Raw genomic sequence first — 25,987 nt, 5'->3', positions numbered from 1 at the left:
GCGGCTGTCTGGCAAAACTCTGACCCACGGGGGTCAGCACCTGCCATCGCGTCCACATTTGAGGGCGTTGTCTAACCCAAGGCTTTGTCGGCTTTGATTGGAGAATGAGAATGAAACACCTGTCTTTCGTTTCGGCTGCCGCCCTCGCGCTGGTTGCCAACACTGCTTTCGCTGAAACTGAAATTACTTGGTGGCACGCAATGGGCGGCAAACTGGGTGACACCGTCAACCAGATCGCTGCCGACTTTAACGCGAGCCAAGACGAATACACCATCACACCAGTGTTCAAAGGTTCTTACGAGGAGACCCTCACCGCTGGTATCGCTGCGTTCCGTGCTGGCGAACAGCCGAACATCATGCAGGTGTTTGACGCTGGCGCTGCAACCGTGATCGGCGCAAAAGGCGCGACTGTTCCAGTTCAGGACCTGCTCGAAGCAAACGGCGTTGAGTTCGATATCAACGACTACATCTCTGGCGTTCGTTACTTCTACGCTGACGCAGATGGCAAGATGATCGGTATGCCGTTCAACTCGTCCTCGCCGATCATGTACTTCAACGTAGACGCTCTGGCTGCTGCTGGTGTTGAAGCGCCGAAAACTTGGGAAGAGTTTGAAACTGTAACCGCGCCTGCTCTGGTTGCTGCTGGTTACATTCCGCTCGCAGAATCCCACTCTCCGTGGATCTTTGTTGAGAACTTCATGTCCCGCCACAACCTGCCGTTCGCAACGAACGATAACGGTTACACTGGCGTTGACACTCAGATCCTCGTCAACTCCGACGAACTGAAAATGCACTGGACCAACGTCAAAGAATGGCTCGATGAGGGCTACTTTGGCTGGTACGGCGCATCGTGGGACGACAACCAAGCCCCGTTCGAAGAAGGCAAAGTTGCACTGTGGATGGGCTCTTCGGGTTCGTTCGGTGGCCTGATGCAGAAAGACCTGCCGTTTGAATTCTCGGCAACATACCTTCCTTACTGGGAGTCGATCACCACAGAGCCGACCCAGACCTTTATCGGTGGCGCATCGCTCTTTGCGATGGCTGGTCAGTCTGACGAAGAAAACGCAGCAACTGCAGCATTCTTTGACTACCTGACTTCGTCAGAAGTTCAGTACATGTGGCACCGTGAAACCGGCTATGTGCCGATCACCACTGCGGCCTACGAAATGGCAAAAGCAGACGGTCACTATGATCGCTTCCCTGCTGCCGAAGTTGGCATCCAGCAGCTTTCGCTCGCTTCTGGTGAGAACACCAAAGGCTACCGCATGGGCTTCTACGTTCAGATCCGCGACGTGATGAACCGTGAATTCGGCCGCATCCTGACGGGTGAGACCTCGGTTGATGACGCATTCGCAACCATCGAATCCGAAGCAAACGAGCTCCTGTCGCGCTTTGCGATGACCCAAGGTTAATCGCTTAGCTCAGACACCGCTGGCGGCTGCAGAAATGCGGCCGCCAGTCCATATTTTAGGGGGTTTCATGAAACGCGCAGGATTTTCGACACGATGGTTGCCGATCCTATTACTGCTTCCGCAGCTATCCATCATTCTCATCTTCTTTTACTGGCCGGCCGCCCATGCGGTTAAATCGTCCTTTTACCTTCAGGACCCGTTTGGCTTTGGCGAAACCTTCGTCGGGATGAAGAACTACACCTCGCTGTTGAACTCCTCTGCCTACCTGCGATCCGCACAATTCACGGTCGTCTTCACCTTACTGGTGACGATCCTATCCCTGTCACTCGCGCTTCTCTTGGCGGTGAAGGCCGACAAAGTGATCAAGGGGGCCAAGGCATACCGCACCCTACTGATGTGGGTCTATGCTGTCGCACCACCCGTCGCGGGCGTAATTGGCCTTGTTTTGTTTGACCAGACATGGGGACCGCTCAAGGACTTCTTTGGCCTCTTCGGATGGGATTTCCGACTGGGCGTGAATTACTTCGATACCGCCTTTGCGATGGTCGTTGTCTCTGTCTGGAAACAGCTACCCGTGAATTTCATCTTCTTTCTGTCGGGCTTGCAATCCATTCCTAAATCCGTCCGCGAGGCCGCGCTGATCGACAACCGTTCGGCATCGGGGCGGTTCTGGGATGTGACCTTTCCACTTCTCGCTCCGACTGCGTTTTTTCTGCTGATCATCAACATCACCTACGCGCTCTTTGACACCTTCGGCATCATCGACACGGTGGTGAAAGGGGAACCAAGCAACAACCCAATGACGCTCGTTTACCGCGTTTATGTCGATGGCTTCCGCGGCAATGACCTCGGCGGGTCGTCGGCGCAGTCTGTTGTGCTCATGGTGCTCGTTCTTGCGCTGACCGTTTTCCAGTTCCGCATGGTGGAACGCCGCATCCATTACACCTGAGGATCACGATGAAACGTATTAAGTTTGAAAACATTGTGGACCATTCGATCCTGATTGTCGGATCGCTGATTATGATCCTCCCTGTGGTGATGCTGTTGCAAATGGCATCCACAACGGACCTAGAAACCATGCGCAATGGACCCGGGTTGGTGTTCGGGGATCAAATCCCGATCAACTTTGACAAGGCCATGTTCGAAGCCTCTGGGTTCAGCGGCGAAAACACGGGCCTGAGCATGCTCTATAACTCGCTGATCCTTGGGTTTGGCTTTGCCGTTGGAAAGATCGTTATCGGCATGATGGCCGCCTACGCCATCGTTTATTTCCGCCTGAAATTCGCGACTTTGGCGTTCTGGATTATCTTTACGACGCTCTTGCTGCCACTCGAAGTGCGCATCCTGCCGTCCTACGAAATCGTCCAGAAGCTCGGTATGCTGAACACTTATCAGGGCCTGATTGTCCCCCTGATCGCCTCGGCCACCGCTACGTTCTTTTTCCGACAGTTTTTCCGGTCTGTCCCCGAAGAGTTGATCGAAGCCGCCCGCATTGACGGTGCTGGTCCTATCAAGTTCTTTATCGACATTCTGGTGCCGCTCTCGCGCACCATGATTGCCGCGATGTTCATCATCATGTTCGTCTACGGGTGGAACCAATACCTCTGGCCCACCATGATCACGACCGATGAGGGGATGTTCACCCTCGTTCGCGGGATCAAACAGATCACCCAAACCCTCGAAGGCACGAACCTGCCCGAATACGGCAAGTCGAACATCCTTCAGATCATTGCGATCCTTCCGCCCGTCCTCATCGTCATTTTCTTCCAGAGCTGGTTCGTAAAGGGCCTGACGGAATCCGATAAGTAAGGAATTTACCATGGCTCAGGTTACTCTGAACGCTCTCCGCAAGGTTTACCCAAACGGTTTTGAGGCCGTGAAACCTGCGAGTTTCACCATTGAAAAAGGCGAGTTTGTTGTGCTCGTCGGACCGTCTGGATGTGGTAAATCCACGATGCTGCGCATGATCGCAGGGCTGGAGGACATCACCGAGGGCGACCTGCATATCGGCGACCGTGTTGTGAATGCCGTCGATCCTGCGGATCGCGACATCGCGATGGTGTTCCAGAACTACGCGCTCTACCCGCATATGACGGTTCGGAAAAACATCGGATATGGGCTAAAGAACCGTAAGATCGCTAAGGATGTGATCAACCAAAAGGTCGAAGACGCCGCGAACCTCTTGAACCTCAACGACTACCTTGATCGCAAACCGTCGCAATTGTCTGGCGGCCAACGTCAGCGCGTAGCAATGGGCCGTGCGATTGTCCGCGATCCATCGCTGTTCTTGTTCGACGAACCGCTCTCGAACCTCGACGCAAAACTGCGCAACCAGATGCGGATCGAGATTAAGGCCCTTCAGCGCCGCCTTGGTGTGACCTCCGTTTATGTGACCCACGATCAGGTCGAAGCAATGACCATGGCCGACCGTATCATCGTGATGAACGGAGGAGAGATCGAACAGATCGGAACCCCGTCCGAGGTGTATCATTCGCCAGCATCGACCTTTGTTGCGTCGTTTATGGGCGCGCCTCCGATGAACCTTCTGGATGCCATGCGCGAGAACGGCGCGGTTATGGTCGGTGGGCAAAAGGTTGCGGAGTTTGATGGTAGCGGCCTCGTGACCTTGGGTGTGCGTCCCGAAGACATCTTGCCTGATACAAACGGTGCTTTTGAGATTGACGTTACCCTTATCGAGGAACTCGGTGCACACCGTATTCTCCACGCGGTTTGGGCAGGCCAGTCGATCATGATCAGCGTCGCCAAAGACGTTGCCGCTGAAACGGGGCCGCTGCGCGTGGTTATCAAACCTGACACGCTTTCGTATTTTGATCCTCAGACAGGTCGCCGCCTATGATCACCGAAACTATGTACGAACTGCCCCTCGTTTCCGCAGATCTTCGGGCTAAAATCCTCGCTGCCCCGCGCACCACAGACGCCCACCGCGATCTGTTCGAACAAACAGACGCGATGCATTTTGCGCAGGCAGGAGGAAAGGCAACTGAAGAGGTTCTGCCAAGCCCGCTGACGATTGCCGCGTGGAATGTCGAACGTTGTCTATTCCCGAAAGAAACAGCCGATAAACTGCGGGCTGAAGGCGTGGATATCGTTCTGCTGTCAGAGGTCGATCACGGCATGGCGCGCACAGGTCAACGCCACATGACCGAAGAGGTCGCAGCGCACCTCGGCATGGCCTACATCTACGGTGTCGAGTTTTTCGAGCTTGGCCTTGGCAGTCCGACCGAGCGTGAATTCTGCGAGGACACCGAAAACGCGCGTGGCTGGCATGGCAACGCGATCCTGTCCGCGGTGCCGTTCAATCGCGTCGCGCTCGTGCGGCTCGACGATCACGGACATTGGTTTTCGACAGAGTTTGGCGCTGATCCAGGTCAACCGCGTATCGGTGGTCGGATGGCTCTCCTTGCGGAAGTCGAAACCGAGCACGGCCCAATTTGTATCGTCTCGACCCACCTTGAGAGCAATTCAAACGAAGCTCACCGCGCGGCCCAGTTTAATATCCTGATGGATGCCATCGACGATTTCGCCCCCGACCTACCTGCGGTGATCGGTGGTGACCTGAACACCGGCAACCACATGCCGCCTGATTTCAAGTGGCAGTCCGAGTCCCTGTTCGAGAACGCGCGCGATCGTGGTTATCACTGGGATGGCACTGCCGAGGGCATGACCACCCGCCCCAGCCTCATCACCCGTCATCCAGACCGAACGATGAAACTCGATTGGTTTGCGTGCCGTAGTCTGACTGCACAGTCGTCACGCATCGTGTCATCGATGAATGGCGAGGTTCCGCTATCAGATCATGATCTGATCGTGATGGAGTGTGTTCGCGAGTAAAGTGTCCGAGCCTTACGTTCCGCCTCTATGAGGTGGGCATCGCTTTGGGCACAGCAGACGTTCGATGGTCGGCTGCTTGATTTGAAGCCATAGCCGACTAACTCGACGAGGATGACGAAACGAGAAAATATCCCCCAAGAACATCTAAGCGAAATTGTCGAAATGGCGCTGTCTGATGATATCCAATTCGCGGACATTGAGCGCCAGTACGGGCTCTCTGAGAAGGCTGTCAAAGCGCTTATGCGAGACACCCTTAAACCCGGAAGCTACAAATCTTGGAGAAAGCGAGTGCGTGTTTTTTCGGACCGTCGCGAACACTATAAATAGCCGTTCGGCCACCGTCAGAGCGGGGTTCAGTTCGCGACGCTAGTCAGACGTCCTCAACCCAAAGTCAGCATATAGAAAAGGCGCCCATTGGGCGCCCTATATCTTGATCAAAACTTGGGTTCGCGGGATCCTTGCCCCTATTTCGAGACAACTTTGCCCCGATTTACAAACTCAGTGGGTCCAAACGGTGCGGCGGTTGGTGGCAAAGTTGTCGCCGTAGCCGCCGGGGCGCACGTTGGGTTTGCGGGTCTTGGGGTCTTGGACGACGGCGTCGATGCCGTGAGCCTGCGCGTAGTCCAGAGCCGCTTCTTTGGAGTCGAACTTCAGTTTGACTTGCGCTTGCGTGTCACCAGACGAGGTCCAGCCCATCAGGGGGTCAACTTCGCGTGCAGACGCCGGAGCGTATTCCAAAACCCATTGCTTCATCTTGGCGGTGCCAGACGACATTGCAGTTTTTGCTGGGCGGTAGATTCGTGCGCGCATCGGTATGCCTCCAAATTCCTTGGCTCCTTATCGTGAAAAACGCAGACAGTTTCAAGCTATGTCAGCAGATGATTGCTCCCCCCTTGAAGGTGAACAAAAAGAGGACATTATAAGGGCCGACACAGGAGCCCCGATGCACAACAACAACCCCCAAGACATGCCAATGTTGCACCGCGCGCCGCAACAGCGCGAAAAGCTGGAAGGCGGCAAACGGTTTGTCATGAGCACAGAGTTCGAACCCGCCGGCGACCAGCCCACGGCGATTGCGGAGCTGTCGACGGGTATTTTGCAGGGCGAACGCGATCAGGTTCTGCTCGGGGCGACGGGTACGGGTAAGACATTCACGATGGCCAAGGTGATTGAGGAAACGCAGCGCCCTGCGATTATCCTCGCCCCAAACAAAACGCTCGCCGCGCAGCTTTATGGGGAGTTCAAAGGGTTCTTCCCTGACAACGCCGTCGAATATTTCGTGTCCTATTACGATTATTACCAGCCAGAGGCCTATGTGCCGCGGTCGGACACCTATATCGAGAAAGAGAGCCAAATTAACGAACAGATCGACCGTATGCGCCACTCGGCCACGCGGGCACTGTTGGAGCGGGACGATGTTATCATCGTGGCGTCCGTCTCATGTATCTACGGTATCGGTTCGGTTGAAACCTATTCGGCCATGACGCAGGATCTGTTCGCGGGCAAAATGTATGACCAGCGTCAGGTGATGGCGGACCTTGTGGCGCAGCAATATCGGCGCAATGATGCGGCGTTCCAGCGGGGATGTTTCCGTGTGCGCGGTGACAGCCTAGAAATTTGGCCAGCTCACTTGGATGATCGGGCATGGCGGCTGTCGTTCTTTGGTGAAGAGCTTGAGGTTATTCACGAATTTGACCCGCTCACCGGCGAGAAAACCGATACTTTCGATAAGGTAAGAATTTACGCAAACAGCCACTATGTGACCCCGCGCCCAACGATGCAGCAGGCGATCAAGGGTATTAAAGAAGAGCTCCAAGTCCGGCTGAAGCAATTGCAGGACGAGGGGAAACTGCTGGAGGCGCAGCGCCTTGAGCAGCGGACAAACTTTGACCTCGAGATGCTCGAGGCGACGGGTGTCTGCAATGGCATCGAAAACTATTCGCGGTATCTGACGGGCCGTGCCCCGGGCGAGCCACCGCCAACGCTGTTCGAATTTATCCCCGACAACGCGATCGTTTTTGCCGACGAAAGCCACGTTTCCGTGCCACAAATCGGCGGCATGTATAAGGGTGACTATCGCCGCAAATTCACGCTGGCAGAGCACGGGTTCCGCCTGCCGTCCTGTATGGATAACCGCCCGCTCAAGTTCGAAGAATGGGACGCGATGCGCCCGCAGTCGATCTATGTGTCGGCGACGCCTGCCGCATGGGAGCTGGAACAAACGGGGGGTGTCTTTACCGAACAGATCATTCGTCCGACGGGCCTCCTTGATCCAGTCGTCGAAATCCGCCCTGTTGAGATGCAGGTCGATGACCTCTTGGACGAAGTGCGCAAGGTCGCTGCCGAAGGTTATCGGACGCTCTGCACCACGCTGACCAAACGCATGGCCGAAGACCTGACCGAATACATGCACGAACAAGGTATTCGCGTGCGCTACATGCACTCGGACATTGATACGATTGAACGGATCGAAATCTTGCGCGACCTACGTTTGGGAGCCTTTGACGTCCTGATCGGGATCAACCTTTTGCGTGAGGGGCTCGATATTCCTGAATGTGGGTTGGTTGCGATCCTCGATGCGGACAAAGAGGGCTTCTTGCGCTCTGAAACCTCGCTCATCCAGACCATCGGTCGTGCGGCGCGGAACGCCGAAGGCCGCGTGATCATGTATGCGGATCGGATCACGGGGTCGATGGAACGGGCGCTGGGCGAAACCGAACGCCGCCGTGTCCGTCAGATGGCCTACAATGAGGAGCACGGGATCACGCCGCAGACGGTCAAAAAGAACGTCGATGACATTCTTGCAGGCCTCTACAAAGGCGACACGGATCAATCCCGCGTGACGGCTACGATCGACAAACCGCTCCATGGCGGGAACCTTGAGGCGGTTCTAGAAGGGTTGCGCAATGATATGCGCAAAGCCGCTGAAAACCTCGAATTCGAAGAGGCAGCCCGTCTGCGCGATGAAGTCAAACGGCTAGAGACGGTCGATCTGGTGATTTCCGACGACCCATTGGCCCGTCAGTCCGCAGTCGACGATGCGGTCGAAGAAAGCCGTAAGGCTTCGGGGCGGTCATCAGCTGGCCGCGCGGGTCAGCGCGGTGGCAACAAACGTAGTCGCAAGTCGCGCTAGATAAACGGCACCAGCGGCACGCCACCACATGCGGTGAGTAGTGTTAGTGTGATCAGAGCAAGGGTGATGCGCATCGTGTGTCTCCTACTGTGTGTTCAGAGAACACGAAGTTTGGCCACGAGGAAACCCGTGGCCAAAAGTTTTTCAGTGATCAGCGCATGACGTGAACGGCGCATTGCGCATGACGCACAACCCGCGCTGCGGTCGAGCCGATGAGGTAATCGCCCAGACCCGGATGGTGCGATGCCATCACGATCAGATCGACGCCGTGTTCTTCGGCCCAGTCGAGGATGGTGCGGCCAGCGTGGCCATCGACAACCCAGACCTCGGCATTGGGGATGTCCGCTGCTTTTTCCTGTAGATCATTACGGATGGCTTCGCGGCTTTCTGCGCGGAAGTCATCGGGCATGTAGGAAATCGCGTAGCTGGGCACTTCTTCGAGGACGTGGATCAGGCTGATCCGCGCATCTGGTTCGGCGAGCGCCTTAGCGATGGGAAAGGGATCGAGGTAATCATAACCCGCGTCAAATGAGACCGGCACAAGGATGTGTTTGTACATAGCAGACTCCTGTTTCTGATCCCTACCAATCACGCGCACAGAGTCGCCGCATTGATCCAGATCACCCCTTGATCAAAGGGGTTTGTCCATGCGGGCTTTCACCCAGACCTTGCCTTTGACTGCCGAGGGCCAGACCAGTCGGACTTGGCTCTGCGCGGTGCCATATGAGGCGTCGATCCAAGGGTTCACGAACTGCGTTGCATTCGAGGCATTGGTGATCGCGCCATTGGGCGCGCAGCTTTCGACGGTGCGGGAGCGTCCGCCAAACGGCAGGAGAGGGGCTGTATCGACGACCCAAGCAGAGCTCGCCGTATCTTGGCTATGTTCGATCATCGCGGGGTTTTCGATTTCCTCTTGGACGCCATTGAACGTGTTGCCTTGGAACAGGACATTTCGCATCCGCCCGTAGTCGAGATCGGCAAAGGTGGTGTCGACTTTCTCGACCCGCTGGATACTGCCGTTCAGTACGCGAAAGGTGTTTCCTGTCACCGATAGGCCGTGGATGTAGTGGTTGGGACCGTAGGGTTTAATGACGATGTAGTTGAACCAATCGGCCACATCGTTAGCGGTAAAGATATTGCCCGTGATCGTCAGACCTCCGAACGAATACTGCTGCCCAAGTGCGGGCGTTTCGTCGTGTTCATTGGTCCATTCGATAAAGTTGTTATCGATGTAGTTGCCCGTGATCACCGACTTTGCGTTCGGCGTGGTAAAGATGATCCCGCCCTTACGCACGCCATCTGTTTCGCCATCCCCGTGGAACCAGTGGTTGCCGACGATCAGGTTGCCAGTGCCACCCAAAAGGCAAAAATGTTTGAACCGCACAACGCGGCAATCGCGGATTTTCACGTCGTTGGCGTTTGCGTTGAACCCGATTGTGGTGCGGTTGCTGACGGGCTGGTCCATCTCGTTTGACAGGAATTGGCAACGGTCGATGGTCAAGCCCTGACATGCTCCGCCGACAGAGGTGATCCCGCGGTCTTTGGGTTTCGTCATGCGACAATCGCGGAGTTGGAAAATGCTGCCCTCAATAGCGAGCATGACCCCGCTGGCGTTGCCCTGACAGTTAAAATCCACCCCGTCGATGATGAAGTTCGAAATGCTCTCAAACCCCGAAAAATCGAGCAGGTATTGGAACCGCGTAAAGGTAAAGACCTGCGTCCCCTCCGCATCATAGAGCGGCTGGTTGAGTGTGATGGTTTGCGCGGCGATGTTGCGGTCTTTGACGTAGATTTCGCGCCCGACACCATTGCCCGTGATGTGCGATCCGATGGGAATATTGGCGACATTCACCACATTCGTCAGTTGCCGCGAATTGGCCGCCGAATAGGTCGCTTGCGATGTGACAATGATATTGTCCCAATTGGCAGAGCTATTCGCCTGTAGCTGTCCATTGCGGATCACGCGGCGGCTGGCGTAGGTGGTTTTGCTCCCCTCGGCGGCTTGCATGTCCACGGGGCGGCTCAATTGTACTCGTCGTCCGCAAAGGTCGAGCGAGTCATGATCTGCGTTGTTCAAAAGCGCCTGAAAAGCCTTGCGTAAGGCAATCTCTTCGTCAGGAAAGGCATCGTTGTAGGTCGCAAAGTCAAAGTTCTTTTGCAGGACGAGCCGTTTGTCGTCGGGCATCACAACGGAACCAGAGAAGTGGATCTGGTTTTCGATGGTCACATGGTTGCCGAGGTAAAATACGCCATCAGAGACCAGCACCTCACGTCCGTTCGCATCCGCATCGGCGGCTTCAAACGCGGCGCTGTCGTCGGTGATGCCATCCCCCACCGCGCCGTAGTCACGCACATCGACAAAGCCGATCATGTCGCGGATGTAAACGTTGGTGACATCCTCAATCACGATATCATCGACGCGAACCACACCGCCGGCGCCATCGAGGATGTCGATGCCAAAGTGACCATAGATCGCGTTAGGCCAGACCATATCGACGCCACCACGCGGGCCAGTGCCGACAATCGCGCTGATCTCTGTCACCTCGCCATAGGCGCTTAGCGTCACTTTTGGGCCTGTCTCGGTGAGGCCCGACACGTGGTTGCCACCAGCGCCACCAGCCCAGCCCGCAATGCGCACAGTGGGCAGCGAACCAGAGATCGCCTTAACCCGCGCGGTAATGCGCAGATAACACCCCGGTAGAATGGTCGTTTGACCCATATAGCGCAGCTTTTGCAGCGCAGAGGTCGATAGAATTTCGATACAGCCGTCAAAATGCTGATCGGCGGGCACATAAACGCCCTGTCCTGATCCGTCATAGGTGTCCGACCCCGAAGTGCCGTCCCCGCTCGACCAAACCGAAAGACCGAGTGCGAATTCAGGCGGCATAAAGACCAGACCGTCGGTGATAGCTTTGTTCATGATGACCTCTTTCATTCCAGCTTTGCGCTAGAAATATCAGGTCAGTTTGAACATCTGCTTAGAGCACCGTGACGGTGCCCCTGCGCCTAGAAGAGGAACCGAAACGCACGTTTCAGTTCGGCCACGCCGTCACGCTGATACCAATGCCCGTGGGCAAGGATGACCCGTTCCGGTCCCCACGCTATCATCTGCTCAACCGCTTTCCGCAGTTGCTCACGATGTCCGTTAAAAGTCTGGCGCATATCGATCGGCATCTGCCCGTCAGGATGCTGAATGCGGGCGAACTTGGTAAGAATACGCATCCACCACGGTAGGGTGCGACGTTCAAAATTCTCGATCAAATCGGTGAGGATCAGCGTTTTCGAATGTGCGTGATAAAATACGGCCTCGTGGTGGATTTTGCTGCCACGCACGATCATCTGGTCTAGCTGGCCTGCCCACGCATCGGGTGCCGTGTCGATAAGGTGTTCGTCGACGGTCAGCGGCACGTTATGTTTTGCGGCGCGCGCCTCAACCCCAGGTGCAACCCAAACCAGTGCCGCTGGATAGCGCGTTTTCCAATCGTGGAGCGAGGCGTAGTGAATCCAGTTCGGCCCGATTAAATGCCGCACGGGGCCGATTTTGTTGATCTGTGCGATGAGTTTGTCATCGGGCTTGATTGGGGAGTGAACCCACAGGCCGCCATCGTCCAATCGCACGACCGTCATTCGGGTCGGGAAGGGGAGGCCGTAAAATGAAATATGCGGACCATCTGCAATCCAGATGTCCGGTCCAATCGGCTTGAGCGTGTTGAGGGGTTCGTAACCTGTCGTCATGGGCGAATGATGCGCCCATGACGTAACAGGTTCAAGACGTTAGCCGAGGTTGCCGGCCAGACCGTCTTCGATCAGCTTGATGCTTTCTTCCACGCCGTAGAGCGCGATGAAACCACCGAAACGCGGACCTTGGGATGCGCCCAAGAGCACCTCGTAGAGGGCCTTGAACCAATCGCGGAGGTTCTCGAACTCGTGGTCCTTACCAACGGCAAAGACCATCGACTGCAGTTCTTCGGCGTCTAGTCCACCGTCCCACGCCTTGAGGCGGGTGACCATGTCTTCCATGGCGGCACGCTCTTGATCGTTTGGCGCGCGGTAGGTTTTTTCAGGCTTAACGAAGTCCTGATAGTAGCGCACGGCAAAGCCCGCGGCCTGATCGAGATCGGGGTGCGACTCTGGGCCTGCATCGGGTGCGTAGCGCTGGATAAAGCCCCACATCGCGCCCTTGTCCTCTGCGCCCGAAACAGACGCAAGGTTGAGGAGCATGGAGAACGGAACGACCATGTTCGACTGCGGAACGTGGCCGTTGTGAATGTGGTAGACGGGGTTCGCCAGCTGACCTTTGGCATCCTGACCGTGGTAGGCGTTCAGCTGCTGATGATATTCGTCCATCATCTTTGGGATCACATCAAAGTGCAGACGCTTTGCGGTCTTGGGCTTCAGGAACATGAAGTAGGACAGCGATTCCGTCGACGCATAGGTCAGCCATTCGTCGATGGAGATACCGTTGCCTTTGGACTTCGAAATCTTTTCGCCGTTCGCATCGAGGAACAGTTCATACACCATGTGGTTTGGCTTTTTCGCGCCGAGGATTTCCGAAATGCGATCGTAGATGTTGGTGTTGGTGGAGTGGTCCTTACCATACATCTCAAAATCGACGCCCAGTGCAGCCCAGCGTGCACCAAAGTCAGGCTTCCACTGGAGCTTCACGTTGCCGCCCGTGACAGGCAGTGTCCATTCTTTGCCCGTCTCGTCGTCAAAGGTGATCGTGTAGTTTTCGCGGTTCACTTCCTTCATCGGCACGTAAAGAACGCGGCCCGTTTCAGGGTGGATCGGCAGGAAGATCGAATAAGTCGCCTGACGTTCGTCACGCAGCGAGGCCAGCATCACTTTCATGATGTCGTCGTATTTATCGACAGCGCGTTTCAGAACCTCGTCGAACTGGCCCGACTTGTAGAATTCGGTTGCCGAGTAGAACTCGTACTCGAACCCAAAGGTATCGAGGAAACGGCGCAGCATCGCGTTGTTGTGGTGGCCGAAAGATTCGAATTCACCGAACGGATCGGGCACAGAGGTCAGCGGCTTTTGCTCGTGGTCTTTGAGCATGTCCTGATTGGGGACGTTGGTCGGAACCTTGCGCATCCCGTCGAGGTCGTCTGAGAAACAGATCAGACGGGTCGGGATGTCCGAGATTTGGTGGAACGCGTTGCGGATCATCGTGGTCCGCAGAACTTCGCCAAAAGTGCCGATATGCGGCAGGCCCGACGGGCCGTAGCCTGTCTCGAACAGAACGTATCCCTTTTCCGGCGGCGCCTTTTCATAGCGTTTGAGTAGGGCGCGGGCTTCTTCAAAGGGCCATGCCTTGCTCTCCATCGCTACTGCGCGCACGTCGGTCATTGTGATACTCTCAGATTTATGGCCCGCCCCCATGGCAGGTCTCAAGCGCACTCCCTATTGCGACAGCGCCATGTCGTCAATAAATGAAGGGGTGTAACACGATGGAGACGACTATGATCGAAGACGCCCCAATGACCGCTCAGGACGCACTGGTTGCCCTGATGATTGCCGTTTCCGCAAGCGACGCTGACATCCGCACAGCGGAATTGGTTCGGATCAACAATATGATCAACCATTTGCCAGTATTCGCAGAATTCGATGAAATCCGTCTGCCGCGCCTGTCTCAGACCGTGTTCGATCTGCTGGAACAAGAAGACGGGTTGGACGCTTTGTTCGGCCTGATCCGCGATGCATTGCCCGAAAAACTATTTGAAACGGCCTATGCGTTGTCTTGCGATGTTGCGGCTGCAGATGGTCGGATCGAAGGTGCCGAAGCACGTATGTTGGAAGAAATCCGCCATGAGCTGGACATCGACCGTCTTCACGCCGCGGCAATCGAACGTGGTGCGCGTGCGCGTCATATGACGATTTAATAGCGGCCCCAACGTTTCAGCAGCACCTGTTGCAACGCCTTGGCGCGGTGGTTCCATCCCACCGCGCCCGCAGGCACATCGTCAAGACTGCCTTCGGCAGCCATGCGTTCCCCGAGGTTGGCCGAGAAAATCGCGAATGCCAGTTCGCGACCCGTTTCCGTGTGGATGTATCCCGCAAGCGTTGAGACAAAATTCAGCGTGCCCGTTTTCGCTGCGATCTTGATCGGGGTCTCCATCGGACGACCGTTTTCGTCCTTGAGCGGGATGGACTTTAAAAGGGGGCGCAGTTGTGCCTCAACGCCTTCAGCAGTCAGGAACTTCACCATCTGCGCCGCACTGACCTTCGAATCGCTTCCGAGGCCCGAGTGATCTTCGGCGGCGATCCGTGCCCCGGTGCGCTGGGCGATCCAATCGCACATGTGTTGGGCGGATCGGTGTTGGTCCTCAACTTCTCCAGCTAGGCGTGCGCTTGCGGTCAGTCCAATCGCCTCAGCCGTAAGGTTGGTCGAGTATTTGAGGCAGTCGCGCACGACGGACGTCAGCGGTTCGCGGCTGTGGGTGACGAGCGTTGCGCCACGTGGGGCACGGCTGCGTTTTGTCGGCGCGGGCAGGGTGATGCCGTGGCTGTTGGCAAAACTGCGGAATACGTCACCCGCATAGAGCGCGGGTTGCCGCACGGGGAGCCATCGAGAACCGTCGTTCCCCAGTGCACGCCGTGCAACGGTCCAGTCGTCGACCAATCCGTCGGCATCATACGTATAAACTGGCAGATCACGATCTACGACGCGCATCCGTGCCATATGGACCTCGGGGCGGTAAAGCTCGCTTCGGGCGTCGAGGCTGACGCGGTAGTCCCCAGCCGTCCGCGCCCATTCGAAATAGACGCGGTTAAAGTTCAGGTTCAGCCCTGAAACCGCAGGGTTATAGCCCAGATGGTCAAGCTGGTCAGGGTCAATTTCGTTGATGTAGGGCAGGGCGCCGTTCCAGACTTCGAACCCGCCGTTCACCTCACGCAGCCCCGTCGCGGCAAGCTGCTCTGCCATCGCGGCAAGGTCATCAGTGACCAAGGTCGGATCGCCGCCGCCAGCCAAGATCAGCGTGCCATCCAACACACCGTCGGTGATCGTGCCTTCTGCGCGAAGGGTGGTCCTGAATTGGTAATGTGGCCCGAGAGCCTCGAGACCGTAAACCGATGTCAGGGTTTTCGTCACGCTCGCTGGGGGGAGAGGCACATGCGCCGAGCCGCGTTCGATGACCTCGCCTGTTTGGGCGTCAGCTATGACAAAGCCCGTAGTGCCGCCCAATCGGGCATTTGCGATCAAGTCTTCGACCTCGGGGCGGGTCACTGGGCGAGGGGCGGGTGGCCAAAGAGCTGGTCGTTCGGTCGGGCGGGGTGATTGCGTAGGTGCGCCGGCTAAGGCGATGGACGCGCTAGACGACAAGAGGCCGATCACTGCGGCGCGGCGTGTTAGCCGAACCGTCATGCGTCTGCCTTGCCGTGATCCCATTCTCCCTTATCACGGATCGCGGTGCTCGATGCATGAGAGAGCGGATGGTTCACATAGCACCACGCGGGCGCGTTATAGTAGCCAAGCACGGTTGATGCGCGAGGGTCCAGTTGCGCCCCCCTGAACGTCCGCGCCATTTTCGAAGTTCGCGCCTTAACGCCATACTCTGGGCGTGCAACGACCCCGATAGGCACCGAATTGGCGATTTGTTCCCAGTTCTGCCAACGGTCAAACTGTGACAGGTTATCGGCTCCCATCAGCCAAACGAACCGTACACCGCGATAGCGTTTTTGTAGGGCAGCGATGGTTTCGGCGGTGTAGCGCGTACCGAGCCGCTCTTCGATTCCAGTGACGATCACACGCGGGTCGTTGATGACCTTGCGGGCACGTTCGATGCGCAGGTCCAAGGGCGCTGGGCCGCGCTCTTTCAACGGGTTCCCCGGAGAGACGAGCCACCACACGCGGTCCAGTCCAAAACGGCGCAAGGCCACTCGGGTGATATGGGCATGGCCTTCGTGGGCGGGGTCGAATGACCCGCCCAATAGGCCGATCACCTGACCGGCTTGTGCAACTGGAAACCTCTGATCCATGGCTGACCAGAAACCGTGTGGCGGCTGAAAAGTAAAGCCGCTGTTTGTTATTCCAGCTCTGACGACCGCGCCCAGAGGTTGATCTGTTCCTCATTTGCATAGGTGTCGATCAGCGCCAGTTCATCGGCAGTGAAGTCGAGGTTTCCGATTGCGCCACAGCAATCCACGACCTGCGACGCCTTGGACGCACCGATCAACGCCGTTGTCACCCGACCACCGCGCAGCACCCACGCAATCGCCATTTGGGCGAGTGTTTGACCACGGCCCTCTGCGATTTCGTTTAGTTTACGGATGTTGTTCAGAACACGTTCGTCCAGAACATTTGGATCGAGGCTCTTGCCCTGAACTGCGCGGCCTTCGGTTACACCACCGAGGTATTTGTTCGTCAGCATCCCTTGGGCCAGCGGAGTGAATGCAATCGACCCAACCCCGAGGTCGTCCAGCGTATCCAGCAAACCGTCATGTTCGACCCAACGGTTGAGCATGTTGTAGCTGGGCTGGTGGATCAACAGCGGCACGCCCATGTCCTTGAGGATCGCGGCAGCTTCGCGGCTGCGTTGCGAATTGTAGGACGAGATGCCGATATAGAGCGCCTTGCCCGACCGCCAGATATGTTCCAACGCGCCCATCGTTTCTTCTAGCGGGGTTTCGGGGTCAAAGCGATGCGAATAGAAGATATCGACGTAATCCAGACCCATTCGTTTCAGCGATTGGTCACAAGATGCGATCAGATACTTGCGGCTTCCCCATTCGCCGTAGGGGCCAGGCCACATGTCATAGCCCGCCTTGGACGAAATGATCAGTTCATCGCGATAGCCCGCGAAGTCGGTCTTTAGGATTTCGCCAAAAGCTTCTTCGGCGGACCCTGCGGGCGGGCCGTAGTTGTTCGCCAAATCAAAATGCGTGATGCCAAGGTCGAACGCCGTCTGGCAGATGTCGCGCTTTGTTTGGTGCGGTGTGTCATGCCCGAAATTGTGCCAAAGGCCGAGCGAGATCGCAGGTAGTTTCAGGCCGGAATTCCCGCATTTGCGGTAGACCATTTTCGAATAGCGGTCTTCGGCTGGTGTGTATGTCATATCATCCTCCCTCGTGTTGGCGCTAACTTGATCCGAAAGATGGTGTTGAGCAAGCGGATTGCAAGCCGCGCCGCATTGCCCCTCGTCGCCATGATCGCTATCTAGGGCCAAACCAGATTCAGAGGATCACCCAATGGCCAGCTACCAGTTTGTCTATTTCATGGACGGCGTGTCCAAGACCTACCCAGGCGGGAAGAAGGTCTTTGAGAACATCCGTCTCAACTTCCTTCCCGGCGTTAAAATCGGTGTCGTCGGTGTCAACGGCGCCGGTAAATCGTCGCTGCTGAAAATCATGGCTGGCTGGGATAAGGATTTCTCGGGCGAGGCATGGGCCGCAGAAGGCGCAAAGGTCGGCTACCTGCCGCAGGAACCGCAACTCGATGAAACGCTGTCTGTGCGTGACAACGTGATGCTGGGTGTGGCTGCAAAAAAGGCCATTCTGGACCGCTACAACGAACTCGCGATGAATTACTCGGACGAGACCGCCGACGAAATGGCGCGTCTGCAGGACGAGATCGACAGCCAGAACCTCTGGGACCTCGATAGCCAAGTGGACGTGTCGATGGAAGCTCTACGCTGTCCGCCAGATGACGCGATGCCTGCAAACCTTTCGGGCGGTGAACGTCGTCGTGTCGCGCTGTGTAAGCTCCTGCTCGAAGCACCTGATATGCTTCTGCTCGACGAACCGACCAACCACCTCGACGCAGAAACTATTGCGTGGCTTCAGCAGCACTTGATCGAGTATAAAGGCACGATCCTCTGCGTTACTCACGACCGTTACTTCCTTGACGATATCACGGGTTGGATTCTCGAACTCGACCGTGGTCAGGGCATCCCCTACGAGGGCAACTATTCCAGCTGGCTGGAACAGAAAGCCAAACGTCTGGAGCAGGAAGCGCGCGAAGACAAATCCAAACAGAAAACGCTGGAACGCGAACTTGAATGGATGCGTCAGGGTCAGAAAGCCCGTCAGGCGAAACAGAAGGCACGTATCAACGCCTATAACGAACTGGCTGAACAGTCAGAGCGTGAAAAGGTCGGTCGCGCCCAGATCGTTATCCCGAACGGTCCTCGTTTGGGTGGTAAAGTGATCGAGGTTAGTGGCCTGAAAAAGGCCATGGGCGATAAGCTATTGATCGAAGACCTGTCGTTCGACCTTCCGCCGGGTGGTATCGTCGGTGTGATCGGTCCGAACGGCGCCGGTAAATCGACTCTGTTCAAAATGCTCACTGGTCAGGAACAGCCGGACGAGGGGTCGATCGCCCTCGGTGATACTGTGAAGCTGTCCTACGTTGACCAGTCGCGTGACGACCTCGACCCGAATGCGACCGTTTGGGAAGCGATCTCGGGCGGTGCAGAACTGATCGCGCTGGGCGATGCCGAAGTGAACTCGCGCGCGTATTGTTCGTCGTTCAACTTCAAAGGCGGTGACCAACAGAAGAAAGTCGGCCTGCTGTCGGGCGGTGAACGCAACCGTGTTCATATGGCGCGTCTGCTCAAAGAAGGCGGTAACGTCCTTCTCCTCGACGAACCGACCAACGACCTCGACGTGGAAACTCTTCGTGCTCTCGAAGACGCGCTGACCGATTTCGCGGGCTGCGCCGTTGTCATCTCGCACGACCGCTTCTTCCTCGACCGTATTTGTACCCACATCCTCGCGTTCGAGGGTGAGGCACATGTCGAATGGTTCCAAGGTAACTTTGAGGACTACGAAGAAGACAAAAAACGTCGTCTCGGTGCGGATGCACTAGAGCCGAAGCGCCTGAAATACAAAAAGTTCTCGCGCTGATACGATCCAGTCAAAGCCGCAGCCCCGCGCTGCGGCTTTTTCATTCTCAAGGAACAGAGCCTTGGCCGCAGCACTCATCCTCTTTTTCTCAACGCTTGGCGCCGTCAGTGCGGCCCTGTCGGTTTGGCTCTTCGACTCTGGTATTGGCGTAGCTGCATTGCTCTACGCTGCCATCGGTTTGGGTATCCCAGCGGCGATTGTGATCATTCGTCATTCCGGCGAGGATTGTGGTCCCGACGATCAGTGATCAGCCTTGGTCGTGACAAAAATTACGACGCATCCAGCAACCAAAACAGCTGACAAAACGAACGGAGCACCGGGGAGGTAGCCCCAGCCGCCCGACGTGAACGCCCAGAAAATCCACGTCATAATCAGAGGAGAGATCGCCATGCCAACCGCGTTGATGGATTGGACGACGCCTTGCAATTCGCCTTGTTGGTTGTCGGGGGTGGCGCGGGACATGATGCCTTGGATCGTCGGACCGGAAATAGAACCGAGCGCCATCACAGGCGTCAACGCGAGAACCATCCAACCGTTGTCAACAAAGACCACGAGAAGCATGCCGACAATATCGATTATAAAGCCAGCAAGCACCGTTTTACGATCCCCGAGTATGCGGAGGATTGGGCGGATCAGGACCGCTTGGACCACGGCCATTGAGATACCGAATGCGGCGAGCGATAGGCCGATCATCGTCGGGTCCCATCCGAATTTCTCTTTGCCGAAATATGCCCAGATCGCGGGGTAGACGAAATGCGCGACGCTAAAGACGAAAATGATCAAAAGCATCGGCGATTGACCAGGCAATGACCCAATCGCACGGAACGCCGACAAGGGGTTTGCGCGTTTGATATCAAAGCTGCGGCGGTTTTCTTTTGAAACGGTCTCTGGCAGCACAAAAAGCCCAAAGACAAAGTTCGCCGCGGCAAAGATGGCCGCAGCATAGAACGGCGCACGCGTGCCGAGATCCGCGAGGAATCCGCCAATCATCGGTCCAACGACAAAGCCCACGCCAAAGGCCGCACCGATTAGGCCAAAGTTCGCAGCTTTTTCTTCGGGTTTTGAAATGTCGGCCATGTAGGCGCCCGCCGTGGTGTGGGTTGCACCTGTAATGCCCCCGATAATCCGCCCGACCAGCAGCAGCCAGATGGTCCCGGCCACTGCCATAAGCAAGTAGTCCAGCGCCATGATCACGAGCGCGATCAGCAGGACGGGACGGCGGCCAAAACTGTCAGAGATATTGCCGATCAGTGGCCCAAAGAGGAACTGCATCGCAGCAAAGACGGCGGTCAGTATGCCGCCCCAAAACGCGGCGTTGCCAACATCGCCGCCGTGGATCTCTTGGATCAGGTCAGGCATGACGGGCATGATGATGCCGATACCCATCGCATCAAGCAGGACTGTGATCAGGATGAATACGATAGGTAAGCGCATGTCAGGCTCCAATTGGCCCGACAGGAGTTAAACCATCGGGTTTACTTTGCAAGTGTGTTTAACCTGCCTAGCGCAAGCGCCATTTGTGGGAGGCACATGCGACGGGTCAGTCTCTCTGCGTCTGTGCCGCGTGCGGATTGGAGGCTGTGGTTCAGGCCAGTGATCAGGGCAACCAGTGCAGCGGCGAGTGGCGATTTGGCGGCTGACTGTTCAGCGGTCGTGACCATCCATGCGGCGAAATCGACAAAGGTCGTGTCGGCATCGTCCCCAGCGAGGCCAAGGTTCAGACCCTTTGCCAAATCTGCATCTGCGATATGGCTCACCTTCAGGCGCGCAGCGAGCGGGGCAAGCGTGTCGGGCGCACCAAGACGTTCTGACATGATCGACAAGAATTGACGGAGGCGGAGCGCTTGGGCCGTGTCCTCGATCTGCGCCATGGTCGCACCTTCGCCAACGTAAGGTGCGAATTCTGGCGCCTGCATCAATTCGCGAAAATACTGGATGACAGGGGCCACGGGATCGCCGTCAACGGCGACACCTTTGGCCAGACCTGACGGATCGATTTGCAGCTCAAGCGAGGCACGATGGATCGCCTTTGCTGCGATATCAGGAACCTCACCCCGTTCACCGCGAACCTTTGCCAAGGTGCCCAGCACGATCATGATCGCACGTACTTCGGCCGTATCAGTAAAGAGCGCAGCCGTATCGCGGTCAAAAAGGGCGTCGCGCCAGATCGCGCTGTCAAAGGGGGATGCGGTCATGAGATATGGCCCGTGTCTTTCATGAATTGCGTTAGGAGCGCGGTATACTCTTCCGGCTTTTCAACACAAGGCAGGTGACCTGCTTTGCGGATGATCTCGAATTTTGATCCAGGGATCACGTCAATGGTTTCGCGCACTAGATCGGCAGGAGTTGATCCATCATCGGACCCCGCGATGCCCAGCGTCGGGCAGCGAAGCCCGCTGGTGGGCGTATAGAAGTCCGTGCCCGAAATCGCAGCGCAGCACCCGCAATATCCCTCGACCGAGGTTGCGCAGACCATATCGCGCCACGGTGTCACGGCCGGCGAATTACGGAAGTCGCGGGTAAACCATTTCTGCATGATCCCATCGACCAAGGCCTCTAGACCCTTGGCGCGGACTGTATCAATGCGATCCTGCCAGAGTTTCGGCATCCCGATCTTTGCTGCGGTATTCGACAGAACAAGCGTGCGGATAATGTCTAACCGTTTGACTGCCAAGCCTTGGGCAATCATTCCGCCTATCGACAGGCCAACGAACATCGCGTCGCGCACGCTCAACGCATCACAGACGGCCTCTGTATCGGAAATCAGCGCACCCATTGTATAGGGCGCATCAGGGGCCGAGGATTTCCCGTGCCCGCGTTTATCCATCCGCACGATCCGCAAGCCTTCGGGCAGGAGTGGGAGAACAGCGTCCCACAGGTGAAGGTTGGTGCCGAGAGAATTGGCAAACACAACGGTCGGCGCAGCAGGATCATCGACCCCGTCAACACGCGCGTAGAGGGTCACATCGCCCCGTTGGATGAAATGTTCGGACATTGTCGCCTCCTCGGTTTCCCCGATACATGCGGCGGGTTCTGCCGAAAGGCAACCTTTAGACCTAGGCTTGGCGCTAGGCTTGCGTGTCCTTAACGGCTGAGAGCCAAGCCCGCAGGGCCTCAATGGCTTCGGCTTCGTCCAAAAACGGCACGTGTCCGCGATCTGGCACCTCGGCGCGGATCATGTCTGGGCGACGTTTTGACATTTCATCAGCTGTCTCGAGTGAGAGCAAATCGCTGTTCATCCCACGGATCAGCGCAATCGGCAGTCCGTCGAGCGCGTCGAAAAACGGCCAGAGCGATGGGGCGTTGTTGTCTGCGGCGTTGAAGGTATCGCGCAACTTTGGGTCATAGCGAATGACAAGCCCATCGGCGGTTTGTTCGTAATGCGCGCGAACTTCGGCCAACCAACGCTCCATCGGGACGTTCTTGAAATGCACCCAGTTGCGGTCGCGGAATTCGGCTGCCTCTTCGTAGGTTTTTTGTGCGGGATTACGGCCAACGTAGGCGCTGATGATGTCCAGCCCTTGGGCGTCGATCACAGGACCAATATCATTGAGCGCAACGCCCAGCAGTCGATCCTTGGCGGTTGCTGCCAGAACCATCCCGATGATCCCGCCGCGCGACGTGCCGATGATCGCGGCCTTTTCCAGCCCAAGATGATCCATGAGCGCCAGAATGTCCTGCGCCTCATGCGGAACGGTATAGGTATCCGACGTGGCCCAGTCTGATTTGCCCCGACCGCGATAGTCAGGCCGAATGAGCCTAATCCCATCGAGGAGAGGTGCGATATGGTCAAAATCAGCCGCGTTGCGCGTTAAGCCTGCCAGCGCGAGGACGGGCAGTCCTTCGCCTTCGTCGAGGTAATGCAGTCGGGTTCCATCGGGGGCGCTGTAGAAGGGCATCAGATCAGGTCCGGTATCGTGCTGAGGTCGGTGAGTACCCATTCAGGCGAGGCATAGAGCCGATCCATTGGGTCGCCGTTGCGGTTCACCCAAGCGGTGCGATAGCCAAATTTAGATGCCCCAGCCGCGTCCCATCCATTGGATGAGACAAAGAGAACTTCGTTGCGTTCGCAGACAAAACGGCTCTCGACCATTTCGTAAACGAGGTCGTGGGGTTTGTAGACGCCCACCGTTTCGACCGACAAAACATCGTCGAGAAGATCCGACAGGCCAGCCGATGTCACCGCCGCATCCAGCATCGCAGGCGAACCGTTCGACAGGATTGCGGTGTTCATCCCACGCTCTTTTAACGTGGCGAGCATTTTGGGCACTTCGGGATAGGCGCTCAGTTCCCAATAGAGCGCCAAAAGACGTTCGCGGAGGGTGGGATCGTCGAGGCCCGCAGCCTCCATCGCCCAATCGAGACCGTCACCTGTGACCTGCCAGAAATCAACGTGTTGGCGGGCCACAGCGCGGAGCCATGAATATTCCAACTGCTTGCGGCGCCAATTTGCGGCCAGCGTAGGCCAGACTTGCGCCAGCGCCTCTTGTCCGGGTTCTGCGGCAGCTTCCCGTGCTGCGGCAGCGACGTCGAACAATGTGCCATAGGCATCAAAAATACAGGTGTTGATCAATGTAGGTCCTCCATCCTGTCGCGCAGAGTGACCAACTCTGACAGGAAGAACAAGGGCGCCGTTTGCAATCCAGCCATGCATTCCCTAGGGTGGCCTCCGAATCCCAGAGCACCCGCAGAGTGCGGCCTCTTTCATTCTTTCCCTGACAGACCGGAGATTTTTATGACCCAAGTAAAATCGGGTGACACCGTTCGTATTCACTACACTGGCACCCTGACCACTGGCGAAACCTTTGACAGTAGCGAAGGTCGTGAACCACTGGAGTTCATCGTTGGCTCCGGTCAGATTATCCCCGGTCTGGATAAGGCTCTGCCTGGCATGACCGTCGGCGACAAGAAAACCGTCGAAGTCCCCTGCGCCGAAGCCTACGGCGAAGCCAGCGCCGATGCGATCCAAGCCATCCCGCGTTCGGAAATCCCTGATCACATCCCGACCGAGATCGGCACCCAGCTTCAGATGCAAGCGCCGACTGGTCAGGTTGTTCCCGTGACCGTTGTGGATGCAAACGAAGAGCAGGTTGTTCTGGATGCGAACCACATGCTGGCGGGCAAAGACCTGATCTTTGCGATCGAACTGGTTGAGATCAAAGCGGCCTAAAGGCCCAACGCGAGAACGATAAGCGGCCAGCCGAACCGATACAGGCTGGCCGTGACCACCAGATACGCCCCGATCAGCAGCCATGCGGCGTCTTTGGACATCGGCGACTGATGTGGCGTCGGGTGTTCAAGAGCCATGAGGCCACGAATGCCGATAAAAGCGATAGCGCCAAGCGTGAATGACATAAAGCCAGCGGCCAATGTCAGGATCACAGCAAGAGCAGCACCCCCCAACACAAACGGCAGTATTGGCCAGAATGTCTCTGACACGGCACGAATGATCCGTCCACCTGCCAAGGGCCAGAACGGTAGCAGCGTGAACGCGCCATAGGTCGCAGAGACCGCTGCAAACCCCGCGAGGTAATTCCCCATCAGCGGTGAGGTGTTCAGCAACATCGCCGCAATCGCGAGGCACAGAAACACCGCAGGCACCGTGAAGGCAGGCCCCATCAGCGCGACATAGGCTTCTTTGCCTTGGTCCAGTTTGTGCAAATCCCATTTGGGCGGGTTCGCAAAGACGGGGATGGCGCGGATTTTTGCGCCCACACCGAATGAGCGAAGCGTGACGACGTGGCCGAGTTCTTGGAAATAGAAGGTCGCGATCAGGCAGGGGCCGAAGAACGGGCCGAAAAAATAGAAGATCGCAGCGGCGGCGAGTGCGCCAAAGGCCCAAAACTTGCGGTCGGGCCACTCAATGGAAAGCCCAGCCCAGCCCCCGCGTGTTGCCAGCCCAAAGGCGGTGCAAAACCCGAGGGCAAGGGCCAGTAATCCCATGGATCAGAGGTGGTCTTGCTGTGGCATCCCGAGAACGTGGAAGCCACCGTCAACGCGGATGATTTCGCCCGTTGTGTAAGCGCCAGCATCGGATGCGAGGTAAACAGCGGTGCCGCCGACAGCTTCAAGCGTTGCGTTCGACCGCAGCGGTGCGTTCTGTTCCGTGTGGCGGAACGTTGCGCGTGCGCCACCGATGGCCGCACCCGCGAGCGTTTTCATCGGGCCGGGGGAGACCGCGTTCACGCGGATGCCCTGCGGGCCAAGGTCGTTTGCCAGATAGCGAACCGAAGATTCCAGTGCAGCCTTTGCAACGCCCATAACGTTGTAGTTCGGCGTCACGCGGTTGGAACCGCCGTAGGTCAGCGTCAGCAGCGTGCCGCCGTTCGGCATCAGTTCAGATGCGCGCTTGGACACTTCGATGAACGAATAGCAGCTAATAACCATCGAGTTGCAGAAGTTATCGCGGCTGGTGTTGATGAAACGACCTGTCAGTTCGTTCTTGTCCGAATAGGCAATCGCGTGGACCACGAAATCGATGGTGCCCCATTTGTCTTTCAGCGTTTGAAAGGCGAGGTCCATGCTTTCGTCGTTGGTCACATCTACGTCGATGAGGGTGTCAGAACCTACCGAAGCGGCCAGAGGTTCCACGCGTTTGCCAAAGGCTTCGCCTTGATAAGAGAACGCGAGTTCTGCGCCTGCGTCCGCCATTGCCTTAGCGATACCCCAAGCGATCGAGCGTTCGTTGGCAACGCCCATGATCAAGCCACGTTTGCCCTGCATCGAAATAGTCATGTGAAAA

The 25,987-nt window shown here is 56.9% G+C and carries 26 protein-coding genes; 11 read left to right on the top strand and 15 right to left on the bottom strand.

Translation table 11 applies throughout. The features are described 5' to 3' along the window. Nucleotides 1–110: 110 nt before the first annotated feature. The 6 genes from BSK21_RS12340 (at nt 111) to BSK21_RS12315 (ending at nt 5,591) form a co-directional block, all read left to right on the top strand. Complete coding sequence (locus BSK21_RS12340) at nt 111–1,412, top strand: extracellular solute-binding protein (RefSeq protein WP_067550835.1); 1,302 nt, start codon at nt 111–113, stop codon at nt 1,410–1,412. Between the two features lie 67 nt (nt 1,413–1,479). Continuing rightward, nucleotides 1,480–2,361, top strand: a complete 882-nt coding sequence (locus tag BSK21_RS12335; protein WP_067550834.1) for an ABC transporter permease subunit — start codon at nt 1,480–1,482, stop codon at nt 2,359–2,361. 8 nt (nt 2,362–2,369) lie between these two features. Then, nucleotides 2,370–3,221, top strand: coding sequence for an ABC transporter permease subunit (locus tag BSK21_RS12330; RefSeq protein WP_067550833.1), 852 nt, complete (start codon nt 2,370–2,372; stop codon nt 3,219–3,221). A gap of 10 nt (nt 3,222–3,231) precedes the next feature. After that, complete coding sequence (ugpC, locus tag BSK21_RS12325; protein WP_067550832.1) at nt 3,232–4,269, top strand: sn-glycerol-3-phosphate ABC transporter ATP-binding protein UgpC; 1,038 nt, start codon at nt 3,232–3,234, stop codon at nt 4,267–4,269. Beyond that, nucleotides 4,266–5,264, top strand: a complete 999-nt coding sequence (locus BSK21_RS12320) for an endonuclease/exonuclease/phosphatase family protein (RefSeq protein WP_156894216.1) — start codon at nt 4,266–4,268, stop codon at nt 5,262–5,264. The genes ugpC and BSK21_RS12320 overlap by 4 nt, the downstream gene beginning before the upstream one ends. 111 nt (nt 5,265–5,375) lie before the next feature. After that, on the top strand, nt 5,376–5,591 hold the full coding sequence (locus tag BSK21_RS12315; RefSeq protein ID WP_067550831.1) for a TIGR03643 family protein: 216 nt from the start codon (nt 5,376–5,378) through the stop codon (nt 5,589–5,591). A gap of 171 nt (nt 5,592–5,762) precedes the next feature. Here BSK21_RS12315 and BSK21_RS12310 read toward each other — a convergent pair whose 3' ends face one another. Next, the gene (locus tag BSK21_RS12310; protein ID WP_067550830.1) at nt 5,763–6,074 is read right to left on the bottom strand and encodes an ETC complex I subunit; all 312 of its coding nucleotides are present in this window, start codon (nt 6,072–6,074) and stop codon (nt 5,763–5,765) included. A 133-nt stretch (nt 6,075–6,207) separates the two neighbouring features. Here BSK21_RS12310 and uvrB point away from each other — a divergent pair, with 133 nt between their 5' ends. Further along, a complete protein-coding gene (uvrB, locus tag BSK21_RS12305; RefSeq protein WP_067550829.1) occupies nt 6,208–8,397 on the top strand; it encodes an excinuclease ABC subunit UvrB in 2,190 nt (729 codons plus the stop codon). 151 nt (nt 8,398–8,548) lie between these two features. Here the strand turns inward: uvrB and BSK21_RS12300 are convergent, their stop codons facing one another. The 4 genes from BSK21_RS12300 to BSK21_RS12285 form a co-directional block, all read right to left on the bottom strand. Next, on the bottom strand, nt 8,549–8,956 hold the full coding sequence (locus tag BSK21_RS12300) for a universal stress protein (protein ID WP_067550828.1): 408 nt from the start codon (nt 8,954–8,956) through the stop codon (nt 8,549–8,551). A 72-nt stretch (nt 8,957–9,028) separates the two neighbouring features. Beyond that, nucleotides 9,029–11,317 carry a glycosyl hydrolase family 28-related protein gene (locus BSK21_RS12295; protein WP_067550909.1) on the bottom strand — a complete coding sequence of 763 codons (2,289 nt, stop codon included), beginning with the start codon at nt 11,315–11,317 and terminating at the stop codon, nt 9,029–9,031. Nucleotides 11,318–11,403: 86 nt separating this feature from the next. Beyond that, a complete protein-coding gene (locus BSK21_RS12290) occupies nt 11,404–12,132 on the bottom strand; it encodes a DUF4336 domain-containing protein (protein WP_067550827.1) in 729 nt (242 codons plus the stop codon). A 39-nt stretch (nt 12,133–12,171) separates the two neighbouring features. Continuing rightward, a complete protein-coding gene (locus BSK21_RS12285; protein WP_067550907.1) occupies nt 12,172–13,749 on the bottom strand; it encodes a lysine--tRNA ligase in 1,578 nt (525 codons plus the stop codon). Nucleotides 13,750–13,862: 113 nt separating this feature from the next. Here BSK21_RS12285 and BSK21_RS12280 point away from each other — a divergent pair, with 113 nt between their 5' ends. Then, entirely contained in the window at nt 13,863–14,282 is a 420-nt protein-coding gene (locus tag BSK21_RS12280; RefSeq protein WP_067550901.1) for a tellurite resistance TerB family protein, read from the top strand. On the opposite strand, the gene dacB is transcribed toward BSK21_RS12280, so the two are convergent. The 3 genes from dacB to mgrA are packed head-to-tail and all read right to left on the bottom strand — an operon-like array spanning nt 14,279 to nt 17,456. Beyond that, nucleotides 14,279–15,766, bottom strand: coding sequence for a D-alanyl-D-alanine carboxypeptidase/D-alanyl-D-alanine-endopeptidase (dacB, locus tag BSK21_RS12275; protein ID WP_067550826.1), 1,488 nt, complete (start codon nt 15,764–15,766; stop codon nt 14,279–14,281). The two genes, BSK21_RS12280 and dacB, sit on opposite strands and share 4 nt — an antisense overlap. Then, nucleotides 15,763–16,380 (bottom strand): nicotinate-nucleotide adenylyltransferase, encoded by a 618-nt coding sequence (locus BSK21_RS12270; RefSeq protein ID WP_067550825.1) that lies wholly within the window; start codon nt 16,378–16,380, stop codon nt 15,763–15,765. The genes dacB and BSK21_RS12270 overlap by 4 nt, the downstream gene beginning before the upstream one ends. A 47-nt stretch (nt 16,381–16,427) precedes the next feature. After that, nucleotides 16,428–17,456, bottom strand: a complete 1,029-nt coding sequence (gene mgrA / locus BSK21_RS12265; protein WP_067550824.1) for an L-glyceraldehyde 3-phosphate reductase — start codon at nt 17,454–17,456, stop codon at nt 16,428–16,430. A gap of 133 nt (nt 17,457–17,589) precedes the next feature. On the opposite strand from mgrA, the gene ettA reads away from it, so the two are divergent. Continuing rightward, complete coding sequence (gene ettA / locus BSK21_RS12260; protein ID WP_067550823.1) at nt 17,590–19,245, top strand: energy-dependent translational throttle protein EttA; 1,656 nt, start codon at nt 17,590–17,592, stop codon at nt 19,243–19,245. A 61-nt stretch (nt 19,246–19,306) separates the two neighbouring features. Beyond that, complete coding sequence (locus BSK21_RS12255) at nt 19,307–19,492, top strand: hypothetical protein (protein WP_067550822.1); 186 nt, start codon at nt 19,307–19,309, stop codon at nt 19,490–19,492. Here the strand turns inward: BSK21_RS12255 and BSK21_RS12250 are convergent. From BSK21_RS12250 to BSK21_RS12230, 5 genes are all read right to left on the bottom strand, one after another. After that, nucleotides 19,486–20,679 (bottom strand): TCR/Tet family MFS transporter, encoded by a 1,194-nt coding sequence (locus tag BSK21_RS12250; protein WP_067550821.1) that lies wholly within the window; start codon nt 20,677–20,679, stop codon nt 19,486–19,488. The two genes, BSK21_RS12255 and BSK21_RS12250, sit on opposite strands and share 7 nt — an antisense overlap. A 41-nt stretch (nt 20,680–20,720) precedes the next feature. Then, on the bottom strand, nt 20,721–21,440 hold the full coding sequence (locus BSK21_RS12245; RefSeq protein WP_067550820.1) for a hypothetical protein: 720 nt from the start codon (nt 21,438–21,440) through the stop codon (nt 20,721–20,723). After that, a complete protein-coding gene (gene pcaD, locus BSK21_RS12240; RefSeq protein WP_067550819.1) occupies nt 21,437–22,240 on the bottom strand; it encodes a 3-oxoadipate enol-lactonase in 804 nt (267 codons plus the stop codon). The genes BSK21_RS12245 and pcaD overlap by 4 nt, the downstream gene beginning before the upstream one ends. A gap of 73 nt (nt 22,241–22,313) precedes the next feature. After that, complete coding sequence (locus BSK21_RS12235; protein ID WP_067550818.1) at nt 22,314–23,144, bottom strand: alpha/beta fold hydrolase; 831 nt, start codon at nt 23,142–23,144, stop codon at nt 22,314–22,316. Further along, complete coding sequence (locus BSK21_RS12230; RefSeq protein WP_067550817.1) at nt 23,144–23,818, bottom strand: haloacid dehalogenase type II; 675 nt, start codon at nt 23,816–23,818, stop codon at nt 23,144–23,146. The genes BSK21_RS12235 and BSK21_RS12230 overlap by 1 nt, the downstream gene beginning before the upstream one ends. Before the next feature lie 162 nt (nt 23,819–23,980). Between BSK21_RS12230 and BSK21_RS12225 the strand changes: the two genes are divergently transcribed. Then, complete coding sequence (locus BSK21_RS12225; RefSeq protein WP_067550816.1) at nt 23,981–24,415, top strand: peptidylprolyl isomerase; 435 nt, start codon at nt 23,981–23,983, stop codon at nt 24,413–24,415. Here BSK21_RS12225 and BSK21_RS12220 read toward each other — a convergent pair. Both BSK21_RS12220 and BSK21_RS12215 read right to left on the bottom strand, forming a co-directional pair. After that, complete coding sequence (locus BSK21_RS12220) at nt 24,412–25,188, bottom strand: hypothetical protein (RefSeq protein WP_067550815.1); 777 nt, start codon at nt 25,186–25,188, stop codon at nt 24,412–24,414. The two genes, BSK21_RS12225 and BSK21_RS12220, sit on opposite strands and share 4 nt — an antisense overlap. A gap of 3 nt (nt 25,189–25,191) precedes the next feature. Then, nucleotides 25,192–25,980 carry an enoyl-ACP reductase gene (locus tag BSK21_RS12215; RefSeq protein WP_067550814.1) on the bottom strand — a complete coding sequence of 263 codons (789 nt, stop codon included), beginning with the start codon at nt 25,978–25,980 and terminating at the stop codon, nt 25,192–25,194. Between the last annotated feature and the right edge of the window lie 7 nt (nt 25,981–25,987).

Source organism: Marivivens sp. JLT3646, from assembly GCF_001908835.1.
GTDB classification, from domain to species: domain Bacteria; phylum Pseudomonadota; class Alphaproteobacteria; order Rhodobacterales; family Rhodobacteraceae; genus Marivivens; species Marivivens geojensis.
The sequence above is the reverse complement of the archived record's forward strand: the minus strand, read 5'-3'. Positions and strand labels throughout refer to the sequence as shown.